This window comes from Streptomyces griseoflavus (assembly GCF_014649995.1).
Taxonomy (GTDB): Bacteria; Actinomycetota; Actinomycetes; order Streptomycetales; family Streptomycetaceae; genus Streptomyces; species Streptomyces griseoflavus.
On sequence record NZ_BMUC01000002.1, the window covers coordinates 42,406 to 56,689 of the forward strand.

The window sequence follows — 14,284 nt, forward strand, 5'->3', positions numbered from 1 at the left end:
ACACATGAGCCGGGACGAGGGAACGGGCGGACCGAGGCCGCAGGACGGGCACGACCGGCCCGCAGGGCCGGGGAGCCCGGACGGTACGGAGACGGCCCCGGACGGCCCCGGGCCGGCACCGCGCTTCGCCGTGGTCATCTCCGCCGACGGCTCGGCGTCCATCGACGGCCGGCCCGTACCGGTGGCGGAGGGGGAGGCGCTCGACGCGGCGATCCTCGACGCGCTGCACGCGCACGCCGACCGCCACAACGCCACCGTCACGGCGTCCATATCCGACCCCTCGGCGGACTACGTGGCCCTGGTCGAGGTCGCGCCGGACGGTTCCAGCAGGCTCGTGGAGCAGCCGGCCGAGGACGCTCCGGCGTCCCCGCCGCCACCGCCGGCGTCGTCATCGTCGGCGGTCCGGCCGGGCGGACCGGACGGCGTCGGACCCGGGAGCGGCGGCCCCGGCCGTGACGGCGGCCCCGGCGGATCCGCCGCGTCCGGCGCGTCCGCTGCGTCGTCCGCCGCGTCGTCCGGCGCGTACGGCCGCGAGGCGGACGCGCCGCGGCGGCAGCCGGTCGGGGCGCCGCCCGCCCGTTCCGCCCCCTCCCCCTCACCCGGTACGAAGGCCGGCCGCAAGGGCGGGCCGCGCCAGTCGGACGACGAGTACGCGCCGCCCCGCCTGCTGAACCGGCCGCTGGTCGTCGGCCCCATGGCGCTGATCGTGGCGGCCCTCGTCATCACTCCGCTGGCCGTGCTGGGCAGCGGCGGAGCGGACGAGGAGGAGGACCGGCGGCAGAACGCCCGGTCCAGCCACGAGACGCCGGCGTCCCCCTCGGCCGCTGAACCCCTGCCGACCGTCTCGGTGTCCTCCCGCACCGTCCCGCCGCCCCCGCCCACCGAGTCCGCCCGCCCCAGCGGCACGCCCGGGCGCGGAAAGGCCGCGAAGCCCGACGTGAAGAGCACCGTCACCGTGACCGCGAGGCCACCACGGGCCACCGCCACGGTGACCGCGAAACCCGCCCAGGAGACCGCCGCCGACGCCGTGAAGCGCCTCGCCGCGAACGACCCCTCGGGCCGCCACATCTGCTACCGCGCCTACGTCTCCGGGAAGGGCTGGCAGAAGCCGGTGTGCGACGGCACCCTGGCCGGGACGTCGGGACAGGACCGCCCGGTCAAGGCCCTCAACATCGCCGTGCACGGCACCGGCGGATCCGCCGCGAACGCCTTCGTCCACCGTCCGGGGTCCAAGGACGGCAAGGGCGTGTGGAAGCCGAAGTGGACGGCCGTCATCGCCGACGGCCGGAACAACTACGTCGGCAGCACCGAGCGCGACGCCCCGGACATGCTGGGCTTCGCCGTGAACGTCGGCAGCGGCCGGATCTGCCAGACCACCCGGGTGCGCGGCGCCGACTGGGGCGGGCAGACCTGCGCCGACGCCCGCCCCGGCTTCCTCTTCGGCGGCACGCTCACCAACGACTCCTGGCTGGAGGCGGTCCGCCTCACGGTATGACCCGCGTCACGTACCCGCTCACCGGCCGGTCCCCGCGCGTTGAACCCGCTCCGCGCGGCCGTCCGTAGTGCTGTCGACGTACCAGCGGAGCACGCGACAGGAGACCCCCATGACCACGCCGCCCGATGTCACCTACGAGGAGCGGACGTTCCCGACCATCGCGGAGGCCGAGGCGGCCGCGGCCCTCGAGGGCCGGCGGTCCGCCTCCCCGGAGCCGAACGTCAACCAGGGCGGGCACGGCGGGATCAGGCCGCTCGGCGACGCCCGGCAGATCCTGGAGAAGCCGGCCCCGTACGACAACGTGGAGAACGAGTTCTACCGGCGGGTGCGCGCCGGGGAGTACCCGCAGTTCACGCCGGTCGTTCCGGCCTCGTACACGGCCGAGCAGGTGCGCGCCGCACTGGGTGACCAGCTGAGCCCCGCGGAGAGCGCCGCGCTGGACGACCGGCGCAACATCTACATCGAGAACATCACCGCCGGTCTGGACGGTCCGAAGACCCTGGACACCAAGATCGGCAGGTCGACGACGAGCTACCGGGAGAACCGGGCCCAGCAGGACAAGTCCGTGCTGGAGGCCGGATTCAAGAGCTTCAAGTTCGTCTTCGCCGACCTGGCCACCGGTTCGACCGGGCGGGGGTGGCGCGTCGTCGCGGGCTCGGACGCGAGCGGGAACCGCGTCCTGGACGGCGCGCAGTCGGCGGAGATCCTCAGCAGGTTCTCCGACGACCCCGCCGTGTGGGACGGGCTGATCACCAGGATGCAGGCCATCAAGGACGCCGCCCAGAACTCCGACCTGGGCTTCGTCGCGGCCAGCGTGTTCTCGGTGCACGGCACGAGCAACGGCGAGACCCGGGTGGACGCCAGGCTCATCGACTTCGCCCACGCGATCGACGCGCAGCGGCCCTTCAAGCAGAGCCCGTCCCCCAGCCCCGAGGGCAGCCCCCGCCTCGGCGGCGGGCAGGCGCCCGCCCGCGACCTGACGAGCCTCAAGGACACCTACCGGCGCCAGTTCATCTCGGGGATGACCCACCTCATCGAGGACGCCACCCGGGTCCGCACGGCGAAGGCCGCGCAGGCGACGATGAACCCCGCGCAGGCGCACGCGCGCGGCACGCACTCCCAGCCCTCCGCGGCCCCCGTGACGACGCGGACGCAGGGCCAGGCCAATCCCGCGGGCCCCAGGCGCTGACCCGGCGACGCGGACGACGAACGCCCCGGCCGGTCGGAACCGGTCGGGGCGTCGTCCTGCGGTCCGGGAGCCGTGCTCCCGCCCGCCGCCGGTAGGCCCTGTGGGACTCGAACCCACAACCAATGGATTAAAAGTCCACTGCTCTGCCAATTGAGCTAAGGGCCCTTGGCGATGTTGCCTCCCCGAGCATAGCGGGACGTGGCCGGGTCTCCGATCGGGTATCGGTGAGGCGGGCCCGGACGTGTCCCCGCGGGAAACGCGGAAGGGCCCGCGCGACCAGGTGTCGCGGGGGCCCTTCCGGTCGGCCGGGTGAGGCCGTGTCAGCCGTTGCGCTTCCAGCGCGGCTTGTCCTCGCGGCGGCCGAAGGAGCCGCCGGCGCGGTGGTCGTCACGACGGCCGTACGGGCGGTCGTGGCCGCCGGAGCGGAAGCCCGGGCGGTCGCCCTGACGGTCGCGGTTGAACGGGCGGTCGCTGCCGCGGTGGCCGGCGCGGTCACCACGGTCGTCACGGCGGAAACCGCCGCGGTCGCGGTCACGGTTGAAGCCGCCCCGGTCGTCACGACGCTCGAACGAACGCCCACCACGGTCACCGTCACGACGGTCGTCACGACGGAAACCACCACGGTCCCCACGGTCACCACGGTCGTCACGGCGGAAGCCACCGCGGTCGTCGCGGTCACGGTTGAAACCGCCCCGGTCGTCACGACGCTCGAACGAACGCCCACCACGGTCACCGTCACGACGCTCGAACGAACGCCCACCACGGTCACCGTCACGACGCTCGTCACGACGGAAACCACCACGGTCCCCACGGTCACCACGGTCGTCACGGCGGAAACCGCCGCGGTCGCGGTCACGGTTGAAACCGCCCCGGTCGTCACGACGCTCGAACGAACGCCCACCACGGTCACCGTCACGACGCTCGAACGAACGCCCACCACGGTCACCGTCACGACGCTCGTCACGACGGAACCCACCACGGTCCCCACGGTCGTCACGGCGGTCGTCACGGCGCTCGCGCCGCTCGTACGGCGCCGCGGCCTCCGTGCGCTCCACGCGCTCGGTCCGCTCGACGTCCTGCGCGGTCGGCTGCTCCGGCAGGGTCACCTCGGTCCCGGCATCGGCCGGCGCGACGGCGGCCGCCTCGGCCACCACCGTCCCGACGTCCTCGCCGCGCTCCCGGGCGACCCGGGCGACCAGGCGGTCGGCCTCGTCGCGCAGCTCCGAGGCGCGGCGCTGGGCCCGCTCCAGCTCCTTGGTGAGCTGGGCGACCTCACGCTCGGCCTGCTGGGCGGCGTTGCCCGCCGACTCGGCCTGGACCTCGGTCATCGACCGGGCACCGGTGATCTCGGCGACCTCCGGGTCGAAGGCCGCGCCGCCCTGGATGATGTGGCGCGTGGCGTCGACGCCCGCGTCCTCCATCAGCCGGAAGATCTGGCGCCGCTGGTGCGGCAGGGACAGGGAGACGACGGTGCCGGTGCGGCCGGCCCGCGCCGTGCGGCCCGCGCGGTGCAGGTAGTCCTTGTGGTCACCGGCCGGGTCGACGTTCAGGACCAGGTCGATGCCGTCGACGTGGATGCCGCGCGCCGCGACGTCGGTGGCGACCAGGACGTTGACGTAACCGTCCTTGAAGTCCGCCAGCGTGCGCGTGCGGGCGCCCTGGGTCATGCCGCCGTGCAGGGCGTCGGCCTTCGCCCCGGCGTCGCGCAGCTGCTCGGCGACGCGGTCGGCGCCCAGCTGGGTGCGGACGAAGATGATGGTGCGGCCCTTGCGGGAGGCGATGGCCGCGGTGACCGGCGCCTTGTCCTTGGGCTTCACGACGAGGATGTGGTGCGACATGGTCGTCACCGCGCCCTGCGCCGCGTCGACCTCGTGGGTCGCCGGGTTGTTCAGGTAGCGGTCGACGAGGGTCTTGATCTCGTTCTCCATGGTCGCGGAGAACAGCATGCGCTGGCCGCCCGCCGGGACCTGGTCGAGCAGCTCGGTGACCTCGGGCAGGAAGCCCAGGTCGGACATCTGGTCGGCCTCGTCGAGCACGGTGATCTGCACGTTCTCGAGCGAGCAGGCGCCGCGGTTGATGATGTCGCGCAGACGGCCCGGGGTGGCGACCAGGATGTCGACGCCGCGCTCGAGGGCGTAGATCTGGTTGCCCATCGAGGTGCCGCCGCAGACGACCTTCATCTTCAGGCCCATGACGTCCCCGTACGGCTGGAGCGCGTCGGCGACCTGCATGGCGAGTTCACGCGTCGGCGTCAGGATGACGGCGCGCGGCTTGTGCTTCTCGGTGCGGCCGCCGGCCAGGGTGGCCAGGGTCGGCAGACCGAAGGAGAGGGTCTTGCCGGAGCCGGTGCGGCCGCGGCCGAGGATGTCCTTGCCGGCCAGGGCGTCCGGGATGGTCGCGGCCTGGATGGGGAAGGGGGTGGTCACGCCGTTCTGCGCGAGCTTGCGCACGACGCCTTCGGGCAGGCCGAGGTCGGCGAAGGTGGGCTCGGGGGCCGTCACCTCGGTGGTGACGTCGATGTCGGTGTCCGCCGCGTTCTCGGCGTTCTCGGGCACGACGACGTGATCAGTACTGGCGATGGGCATACGAATGCGAAACCTTCCGGAGTCTCTTCGGCACGCGCCCGTCAACTCCGTGATTCGCGATTCGCAAATGACGACCGCCTCGATGCGGTCCACCACGGTAAGGGAGAGTACGCGCCACACGGCGCGCTCTGCAGTGGCGCCGGGCAAATAGGATCAAACGATCTGCCACCATACGCACCTCGACCCCCTGGAAGCAAATCGGCTGGTGAGCGCGGGGTCGGAGGGGGCACGGCAGCGGGAGAGCGGGTCTCAGACGGGCGCCCCCGCTTCCGGTGCCGGTTCCCGCCGTGCCAACTGGGTCCCGGGCGGCTCGTGCGCCGAGGAGGACGGCTCGGCCTGGGTCGGCTCCGGCTGCTGTGACGGCTCGGCCGGCGTCGGTGTGGGCTCCGGATCCGGTGTCCGGGTGGGCTCCGGCACGGCGGGGCCCTCGTCGGGGGCCGGGCCCGGAACACCGCCGGGCCCGCCGTCGGCCGGAGCGGACCGGCTCGCCCTCGCGGACGGGGACGCCTCGGCCGACGCCCGCTTCCCCGCCCCGTCCTTCCCGTCCTCGCCCTCGCGCCCCTTGCCCCCGCCGCCCGGGCGCTCGCCGTCGGCGGCGGCGCCGTACCCGGATCCGCCGCCCGTACCGGCCGCGCCCCCCTCCGGGGCCTGCCCGCCCGTCCTGCTCGTCGAGTGCGACGGCCCGGCGGCCCCGCCTCCGTCCTCACCCACGCTCACACAGCCGGCGGCGGCTGCGACGGCGACGAACGTGACGGCCAGGCGGACGGGTACGTACAAGCGGCGCACGGGGCCACCTCCGTTGGGAGTACAGGGTCAACAACCCCAACTCCCGCCACCCGCAAGAAGACACGCGCACGGGCCCGTTCACACCGGGCGCGTACGGCCTACCCGTACCCGAGCGCGTGCAGCCGGGCGTCGTCGATCCCGAAGTGGTGCGCGATCTCGTGCACCACCGTGATCTCCGTCTCGGCGACCACGTCCTCCCGGGACTCGCACATCCGCAGCGTCGGCCCCCGGTAGATGGTGATGCGGTCCGGCAGCACCCCGGCGTACCACTCGCCCCGCTCCGTCAGGGGAGTCCCCTCGTACAGCCCGAGCAGCTCCGGGTCGTCCGCCGGCGGTTCGTCCTCGACGAACACCGCGACGTTGTCCATCAGCCGCATCAGCTCCGGCGGAATCCGGTCCAGCGCCTCGGAGACCAGTTCCTCGAACATCTCGCGCGTCATCTCCAGCACAGAGCCATTGTCGGGCACGGGCCGTCCGTACGAGATGCGCGGGACACCCGCATATCCCGCCCGCGGCTGGGGCATACGGCACCAATGGTCCGCGCCCCCTCCGCCGTCACGAACGCCGTCCACCGCATCCGACGGGTCCCGCGGGCCCTGACCCGCCGCCACCGCTCCCGGCGGACCGCGCCCGCGGCCACGACGGTCGTCCTCAGCCCCGGGCACGGGCCCTGGGCGCGCGCCGCCGGTCTCGTCGCCGTGGTCGTCCTCGGCGCCTGGCTCGGACTGCTCGTCGTCGGCAACGTGCGGGTCCCCGTCGGCCCCATGAACACCACGATGACCCTGCGCCCCTCCCTCACCGGCGGCACCAAGATCAACGTCTCTCCGCTGGGCGCGCTCCAGCTCGACAGCCACACCGCCCCCGTACGCCTCGACGTCAACGTCGACCAGCTCGACCCCGAACGCTCCCAGGCCCTGGTCGACCACCCCGAACGCCTCTCCGGCCTCCAGGACGAGGTCACCCAGGACATCGCCCACGGCACCGCGGACCTCGCCGTGCGCTCCTGCGTCGCCGTCGTCACCGGCGCCACGGCCCTCGGCCTGCTCGTCTACCGCCGTCCCCGCCGGGCCCTCGCCGCCGGCGGGCTCGCCCTCACCCTGCTGGCCGCGTCCGGCGGCACCGCCTACGCCACCTGGAACCCGGACTCCGTCCTGGAGCCCAGGTTCTCCGGCCTGCTCTCCTCCGCCCCGTCCCTGGTCGGCGACGCGCGCAGCATCGTCACCGAGTTCGACGTCTACCAGAAGGAGCTGGCCCGCCTCGTCACCAACGTGACCAAGCTCTACGACGCCACCTCCACCCTCCCCGCCTACCAGCCCGACCCGACCACCCTCCGCGTCCTGCACGTCTCCGACATCCACCTCAACCCGGCGAGCTGGAAGATCATCGCCTCGCTGGTGGAGCAGTACCGGGTGGACGTGATCGTCGACACCGGCGACACCATGGACCACGGCACCGCCGCCGAGAACGGCTTCCTGGATCCCATCGAAGATCTCGGCGCCCCCTACGTCTGGGTCCGCGGCAACCACGACTCCCGCGTCACCCAGCGCTACCTGGAGGGCCTGAAGAACGTCCACGTCCTCGACGACGGCAGGGCGAAGACGGTGGCCGGCCTGCGCTTCGCCGGGATCGGCGACCCACAGTTCACGCCCGACCGCTCCACCAGGACCGGCGCCGAGCAGTCCCAGGAACTGGCGGGCGCCCGCCTCGCCTCCGCCCTGCGCGACCAGCGCGCCGCCGGCACCCCGGTGGACGTCGCGCTCGCCCACGAACCGTCGGCCGCCCGGGAGGTCGACGGCACCGTGCCCCTGGTGCTGGCCGGCCACATCCACCGCGAGGAGACCGAGGTCATGCGGTACGGCACCCGGCTGCGCGTCGAGGGCTCCACCGGCGGCAGCGGCCTGCGGGCCATCGAGGGCACGTACCCCGACCCCATCGAGGCGTCGATCCTCTACTTCGACCGCGACAACCGCCGCCTCCAGGCCTGGGACTCGATCGAACTGGGCGGGCTCGGACTGACGACGGCGGAGGTCAGCCGCCACCTGCCGGAGGAGAACCAGCCGGGCGCGAAGACCTCGCCGTCGCCCTCGGGCAGTACCTCGCCCTCCCCCTCCGGCACCCCCGCGACCACCCCGCCGTCGCCCTCCCCCGGAAGCCGCTCGACGCCCGCGCCGTAAACCGTTTTGGCGATCCCTCCCGCCATCCCATATGCTTCTCACGTCCCCGACGCGCTGAGAAGCGCCCAGGCGGGCCGATAGCCCTCATCGTCTAGCGGCCTAGGACGCCGCCCTTTCAAGGCGGTAGCACGGGTTCGAATCCCGTTGGGGGCACGCACCACCCTGTGCGACACTGTCGTACGACACGCTTGGTCCTGTGGAGCAGTTTGGAGTGCTCGCCACCCTGTCAAGGTGGAGGCCGCGGGTTCAAATCCCGTCAGGACCGCTGGTGTTTCACGTGAAACACCGCGGCTGGGTAGCTCAGTTGGTACGAGCGATCGCCTGAAAAGCGATAGGTCGCCGGTTCGACCCCGGCCCCAGCCACAGCAAAGGCCCCGATCATCGATCGGGGCCTTGTTGTGTGCCCCGACGACGTGCCCCGTCAAAATCGTTGGCCGCGAATTTTCGCGGGATGAGATCCTGGAGTCCGTATGTCTACGCACTCTGCCCCCGCTCTCGACTCCCTCGCCTCCCGCCTCACCGAGCTGTCGCTGCGTGACGCGCACCGGCTCGGACGGCGGCTCGAGGGTGCCCGCAAGATCCGCAAGCCGGAGGCCCGCGCAGCCGTGCTCACCGAGATCAGGGCGGACATCGCCGCGGCCGAGGAGCGGATGACGGGCCGCCGTGCCCGGGTGCCGGAGGTGCGGTACCCGGAACAGCTGCCGGTCAGCCAGAAGAAGGACGCGATCGCCGAGGCGATCCGGGATCACCAGGTCGTGATCGTCGCCGGTGAGACGGGGTCCGGAAAGACCACGCAGATCCCGAAGATCTGCATGGAGCTGGGCCGGGGCGTCCGGGGCATGATCGGGCACACCCAGCCCCGGCGCATCGCCGCCCGCACGGTGGCCGAGCGGGTCGCCGAGGAGCTGGACACGCCGCTCGGGGAAGCCGTCGGCTGGAAGGTCCGCTTCACCGACCAGGTGAACCCGGACGCCACGTTCGTGAAGCTGATGACGGACGGCATCCTGCTCGCGGAGATCCAGACCGACCGCGAGCTGCGCGCCTACGACACGATCATCATCGACGAGGCGCACGAGCGGTCGCTGAACATCGACTTCCTGCTCGGCTATCTCGCCCAGCTCCTGCCGAAGCGCCCGGACCTCAAGGTCGTCATCACCTCGGCGACCATCGACCCGGAGCGTTTCTCCCGGCACTTCGGTGACGCGCCGATCATCGAGGTCAGCGGGCGCACGTATCCCGTGGAGGTCCGCTACCGGCCACTGCTGGAGGAGGACTCCGACGACTCCGACCGGGACCAGATCACCGCGATCACCGACGCGGTCGAGGAGCTGATGGCGGAGGGGCCCGGCGACATCCTGGTCTTCCTCTCCGGTGAGCGCGAGATCCGCGACACGGCGGACGCGCTGACGAAGAAGCGGTACCGGTCGACCGAGGTACTGCCGCTGTACGCCCGGCTGTCGCACGCCGAACAGCACCGGGTGTTCCAGCAGCACACCGGTCGCCGGATCGTTCTGGCGACCAACGTGGCCGAGACGTCCCTCACCGTGCCGGGCATCAAGTACGTCATCGACCCCGGGTTCGCCCGCATCTCCCGCTACAGCCACCGCACGAAGGTGCAGAGGCTGCCGATCGAACCGGTGTCGCAGGCCAGCGCCAACCAGCGCAAGGGCCGCTGCGGCCGTACGTCGGACGGCATCTGCATCCGGCTGTACAGCGAGGACGACTTCCTGACCCGCCCGGAGTTCACCGACGCGGAGATCCTGCGGACCAACCTCGCCTCGGTGATCCTCCAGATGACGGCGGCCGGCCTGGGCGAGATCGAGAAGTTCCCCTTCATCGACCCGCCGGACCACCGCAACATCCGTGACGGTGTCCAGCTGCTCCAGGAGCTGGGCGCGCTGGACGCGGCGCAGAAGGACCCGCGCAAGCGGCTCACCCCGACCGGCCGGAAGCTGGCGCAGCTGCCGGTCGACCCCCGGCTGGCCCGCATGGTGCTGGAGGCGGACCGCAACGGCTGCGCTCGTGAGGTCATGGTCATCGCGGCGGCGCTGTCGATCCAGGACCCGCGCGAGCGGCCGGCGGACAAGCAGACACAGGCCGATCAGCAGCACGCCCGCTTCCGCGACGAGTCCAGCGACTTCCTCGCCTTCCTCAACCTCTGGCGCTATGTCCGCGAGCAGCAGAAGGAGCGCGGCTCGTCGTCGTTCCGGCGGATGTGCAAGCAGGAGTACCTGAACTTCCTGCGGATCCGCGAGTGGCAGGACATCTACACGCAGCTGCGGACGGTCGCCCGGCAGATGGGCATCCATCTGAACGAGGACGACGCCGCCGAGGACCGCATCCACGTGTCGCTGCTGTCCGGCCTGCTCTCGCACATCGGCATGAAGGACGTGAAGGAGTCCAAGGACACCGGTCAGGGCGGCGGCCGCAAGGACGGCGGCCGCAACGAGTACCTGGGGGCGCGCAACGCCAAGTTCGCCATCTTCCCGGGCTCGGCGCTGTTCAAGAAGCCGCCGCGGTTCGTGATGTCGGCCGAGCTGGTGGAGACCTCCCGGCTGTGGGCGCGGGTCAACGCGAAGATCGAGCCGGAGTGGGTGGAGCCGCTCGCGGAGCACCTGCTCAAGCGCACCTACAGCGAGCCGCACTGGGAGAAGGACCAGGCGGCCGTGATGGCGTACGAGAAGGTCACCCTGTACGGCGTGCCGATCGTCGCGCAGCGCAAGGTGAACTACGGGCGGATCGACCCGGAGGTCAGCCGCGAGCTGTTCATCCGCAACGCGCTGGTCGAGGGCGACTGGCGCACGCACCACAAGTTCTACGCCGACAACCGCAAGCTGCTGACCGAGGTCGAGGAGCTGGAACACCGCGCCCGGCGCCGGGACATCATGGTCGACGACGAGACCCTGTTCGACTTCTACGAGCAGCGGATCCCCGAACACGTGGTGTCGGGGGCGCACTTCGACTCGTGGTGGAAGCACAAGCGGCACGAGCAGCCGGACTTCCTCGACTTCGAGCGCGAGATGCTGATCCGCGAGTCGGCCGAGGCGGTCACCAAGGCCGACTACCCCGACTCCTGGCGGCAGGGCCCGCTGAAGTTCCGGGTGACGTACCAGTTCGAGCCGGGCGCGGACGCCGACGGTGTGACCGTCCACATCCCGCTCCAGGTGCTGAACCAGGTGACGGACGAGGGCTTCGACTGGCAGATCCCCGGTCTGCGCGAAGAGGTCGTCACGGAGTTGATCCGTTCGCTGCCCAAGCCGATCCGCCGCAACTACGTGCCCGCGCCGAACTACGCCAAGGCGTTCCTGGAGCGGGCGGTTCCCCTGCAGGAGCCGCTGACGGTCACGATGGCCCGCGAGCTCAAGCGCATGGTCGGCGTGCCCTTCGACGCGGAGGACTTCGACCGGTCCCGCGTCCCCGACCACTTGAAGGTGACGTTCCGGATCGTCGACGAGCGGCGCCGCACACTCGCCGAGGACAAGGACCTCGAGGCGTTGAAGCTCCGGCTGCGGCCGAAGGCGCGCAAGGCGCTCTCCCAGGCGGCCGCGGCGACGGCGCAGCGGCAGGGCGGGGAGTCGCTGGAGCGCACGGGCCTGACGGACTGGACGATCGGTTCCCTCACCCGGGTGTTCGAGACCCGCCGGGCCGGCCAGCCGGTGAAGGCGTATCCGGCACTCGTCGACGACGGCGACTCGGTCTCCGTGCGGCTGTTCGACTCGGAGGCCGAGCAGACGGAGGCGATGTGGAAGGGCACCCGGCGGCTGATCCTGCTCGGTATTCCGGTGAACCCCGCGAAGTTCGCTTCCGAGAAGCTGACGAACCCGCAGAAGCTGGCGCTCTCGGCGAATCCGCACGGGTCGGTGCAGGCCCTGTTCGACGACTGCGCGACGGCCGCGGCGGACAAGCTGATCGCGGACTTCGGCGGACCGGTCTGGGACGAGGAGTCGTTCCGGAAGCTGTTCGACAAGGTCCGTGCCGAGATCGTCGACACGACGGTCCGCGCGGTCGGCCAGGTGCAGCAGGTGCTGGCCGCCTGGCAGGCCTGTGAGCGCCGTCTGAAGGGCGTACGCAGCCCCGCGCTGCTGGCGAACCTGCAGGACGTCAGGACGCAGCTGGACGGGCTCGTACGGCCCGGCTTCGTGACGGCGGCGGGGCTGCGGCGGCTGCCGGACCTGATGCGGTATCTGGTGGCCGCGGACCGCCGGCTCCAGCAGATGCCGGCGAACGCGCAGCGGGACACGACGCGGATGGCGAAGGTCCACGAGATGCGGGACGAGTACGCGTGGCTGCTGGAGCAGATGCCGCAGGGGCGGCCCGTTCCGCGCGAGGTGCTGGAGATCCGCTGGATGATCGAGGAGCTGCGGGTCAGCTACTTCGCCCACGCGCTCGGCACGGCGTACCCCGTGTCGGACAAGCGGATCGTGAAGGCGATCGACGCGGCGGTGCCGTAACCGCGCCCGCACACTGGGTGAGTTCGACCAGGGGGCTCACCCTCCTGTACAGTCCTTCTCGCAGCGCAACGCACGAATGGCTCTGCGAAACCAGGTCCTGTGGAGCAGTTTGGAGTGCTCGCCACCCTGTCAAGGTGGAGGCCGCGGGTTCAAATCCCGTCAGGACCGCAGTGAAGAAGGCCCGCATCTCCCGGAGATGCGGGCCTTCTCGTGTGTCGCGGCACGCGTCCTCGATCCGTGCCGCCCCGCGCTCCGGGCCCGGTGCGCCCTCTCCGGCGCTCCACGCCGTCTTGACGGGCCCGGCGGCCCCTCGGTACTCCAGGAAGCAGGGCCCGACTCCCCGTGGCCCCTGGAGGTGGCACAGGGCGGCATCGGCCGGGCACGAGACGCGGGCCCTGCTCCGCGCACACCTGTCGGCCGCATCGTCGTACGGGCACCTGATGCGCCACCGTCCCGTCTGCCACCGCCTGTTGAGGCCGGAGCCGGCCGCCCCGCCCCACCCCTCGCAACCCGCCGCGGAACAACCCGCTCCCAACGGGCGTTCTCTCTAGCGCATATGCCACAGGCTCAACAAGCCGACTGGTATGTGACGGGTGTCACCGCATGAGTTTTGTGAAGTGCGGTACTTACACCCGTCCTACAACCAGTCAATTTAATATGTGCCATTGCACTCCCCGGAGAGGTACGCACCGGCCGGCACCCGGGCGATCCCTCATCCGCCCCCAGACTCCGACAGGCCCGCGCACGGTGCACCGGCGCGTCCGCGGACGAGGCCGCGCCGGCCCACCAACAGCGCACAAAAAAGATCGCGCTGGACCCGGCGGAGTCCAGCGCGATCCACGACGCACCCGTGTTCAGTTGCCTGGAAAGCTTCGATCGGCTTGGGCGAAGGGCCTGTTGGGGCAGTCCCCGCGTCGCGTGGAGCCTGTGTTCCCGGGCGTCTCGACCAGTGGGGGACCGGCCGGTGCTGCCCGGTTCATGCGGTTGTTCAGGCCTCGCTGCGCTGCTGCGGAATGCCCGCGAGCAGTGCGCGGACCTCGGCTTCGCGGTAGCGGCGGTGCCCGCCGAGCGTGCGGATCGACGTGAGCTTGCCTGCCTTCGCCCAGCGCGTGACCGTCTTGGGGTCGACGCGGAACATGGTGGCGACCTCAGCCGGGGTCAGCAGCGGCTCGGCATCAGGGGTGCGAGCGGTCATGAGCGGCCTCCTCGGGAGAACCGAACCTTCTCGGTTCTTTCCTCTAAATTCTGCACCTTGACCCGCGTTGCCCGAAATGGCGGACGCGAGTCGAGTCGGTTATAGGACGAACGGCTTGTCCTCGGCACTACAACTACACCATCTGTCCAGCCACGTCGGCCAAACCGATGGAATTGCCCTCCCAGGTGTTCATCAGCCGCGGAAGCCGATGGACCATGCCATAGCGGACAGTCACGCCCCTGTGACGATCAGTCACAGCAGCGATCAGGAGTCACCACGACCCCCCAAAGCGTGCAATGCGAAGATTCCGCCCATAGTCGAGCACAGCAGGACGGAGGAGCCCTCCCCGGACTCCTTGTCCTATTTTGGCATGAGGGTGGGCAAGCGGCGCAAGGGCCGCGTAAGTGCG

The 14,284-nt window shown here is 71.3% G+C and carries 9 protein-coding genes and 5 tRNA genes; 9 read left to right on the top strand and 5 right to left on the bottom strand.

Annotation, left to right across the window (positions count from 1 at the left end; genetic code table 11):
* Positions 1–4: 4 nt before the first annotated feature.
* Together IE172_RS34360 and IE172_RS05970 are read left to right on the top strand one after the other, a co-directional pair.
* Positions 5–1,495 (top strand): hypothetical protein, encoded by a 1,491-nt coding sequence (locus IE172_RS34360; protein ID WP_229885818.1) that lies wholly within the window; start codon positions 5–7, stop codon positions 1,493–1,495.
* A gap of 109 nt (positions 1,496–1,604) precedes the next feature.
* Entirely contained in the window at positions 1,605–2,684 is a 1,080-nt protein-coding gene (locus IE172_RS05970) for an inositol polyphosphate kinase family protein (RefSeq protein WP_190096051.1), read from the top strand.
* A 92-nt stretch (positions 2,685–2,776) separates the two neighbouring features.
* On the opposite strand, the gene IE172_RS05975 is transcribed toward IE172_RS05970, so the two are convergent.
* The 4 genes from IE172_RS05975 to IE172_RS05990 all read right to left on the bottom strand — a co-directional run bounded on the left by IE172_RS05975 (position 2,777) and on the right by IE172_RS05990 (position 6,504).
* Positions 2,777–2,849 (bottom strand) — tRNA-Lys (locus IE172_RS05975).
* 155 nt (positions 2,850–3,004) lie between these two features.
* A complete protein-coding gene (locus IE172_RS05980) occupies positions 3,005–5,269 on the bottom strand; it encodes a DEAD/DEAH box helicase (protein ID WP_190096052.1) in 2,265 nt (754 codons plus the stop codon).
* Positions 5,270–5,518: 249 nt separating this feature from the next.
* Positions 5,519–6,055: a hypothetical protein gene (locus IE172_RS05985; protein WP_190096053.1), complete on the bottom strand. Its 537-nt coding sequence runs from the start codon at positions 6,053–6,055 to the stop codon at positions 5,519–5,521.
* A 98-nt stretch (positions 6,056–6,153) separates the two neighbouring features.
* Positions 6,154–6,504 carry a metallopeptidase family protein gene (locus IE172_RS05990; protein ID WP_189557072.1) on the bottom strand — a complete coding sequence of 117 codons (351 nt, stop codon included), beginning with the start codon at positions 6,502–6,504 and terminating at the stop codon, positions 6,154–6,156.
* An 84-nt stretch (positions 6,505–6,588) separates the two neighbouring features.
* On the opposite strand from IE172_RS05990, the gene IE172_RS05995 reads away from it, so the two are divergent.
* From IE172_RS05995 to IE172_RS34365, 7 genes are all read left to right on the top strand, one after another.
* Positions 6,589–8,229, top strand: coding sequence for a metallophosphoesterase family protein (locus IE172_RS05995; protein WP_190096054.1), 1,641 nt, complete (start codon positions 6,589–6,591; stop codon positions 8,227–8,229).
* 80 nt (positions 8,230–8,309) lie between these two features.
* Positions 8,310–8,382 (top strand) — tRNA-Glu (locus IE172_RS06000).
* Between the two features lie 37 nt (positions 8,383–8,419).
* Positions 8,420–8,494, top strand: a tRNA-Asp gene (locus tag IE172_RS06005).
* Between the two features lie 24 nt (positions 8,495–8,518).
* A tRNA-Phe gene (locus IE172_RS06010) sits at positions 8,519–8,592 on the top strand.
* Between the two features lie 107 nt (positions 8,593–8,699).
* Positions 8,700–12,680, top strand: a complete 3,981-nt coding sequence (gene hrpA, locus IE172_RS06015; protein WP_190096055.1) for an ATP-dependent RNA helicase HrpA — start codon at positions 8,700–8,702, stop codon at positions 12,678–12,680.
* A 93-nt stretch (positions 12,681–12,773) separates the two neighbouring features.
* Positions 12,774–12,848, top strand: a tRNA-Asp gene (locus IE172_RS06020).
* 44 nt (positions 12,849–12,892) lie between these two features.
* Positions 12,893–13,231, top strand: a complete 339-nt coding sequence (locus IE172_RS34365) for a DUF6274 family protein (RefSeq protein WP_229885822.1) — start codon at positions 12,893–12,895, stop codon at positions 13,229–13,231.
* Between the two features lie 437 nt (positions 13,232–13,668).
* Here the strand turns inward: IE172_RS34365 and bldC are convergent, their stop codons facing one another.
* A complete protein-coding gene (bldC, locus tag IE172_RS06025; RefSeq protein ID WP_003949541.1) occupies positions 13,669–13,875 on the bottom strand; it encodes a developmental transcriptional regulator BldC in 207 nt (68 codons plus the stop codon).
* Between the last annotated feature and the right edge of the window lie 409 nt (positions 13,876–14,284).

Excerpts from the sequence above, each read along its gene's own strand:
- IE172_RS34360 (WP_229885818.1), top strand. The coding sequence starts at position 5 with ATGAGCCGGGACGAGGGAACGGGCGGACCGAGGCCGCAGGACGGGCAC.
- IE172_RS05970 (WP_190096051.1), top strand. The coding sequence starts at position 1,605 with ATGACCACGCCGCCCGATGTCACCTACGAGGAGCGGACGTTCCCGACC.
- IE172_RS05980 (WP_190096052.1), bottom strand. The coding sequence starts at position 5,269 with ATGCCCATCGCCAGTACTGATCACGTCGTCGTGCCCGAGAACGCCGAG.
- IE172_RS05995 (WP_190096054.1), top strand. The coding sequence starts at position 6,589 with ATGGTCCGCGCCCCCTCCGCCGTCACGAACGCCGTCCACCGCATCCGA.
- hrpA (WP_190096055.1), top strand. The coding sequence starts at position 8,700 with ATGTCTACGCACTCTGCCCCCGCTCTCGACTCCCTCGCCTCCCGCCTC.
- bldC (WP_003949541.1), bottom strand. The coding sequence starts at position 13,875 with ATGACCGCTCGCACCCCTGATGCCGAGCCGCTGCTGACCCCGGCTGAG.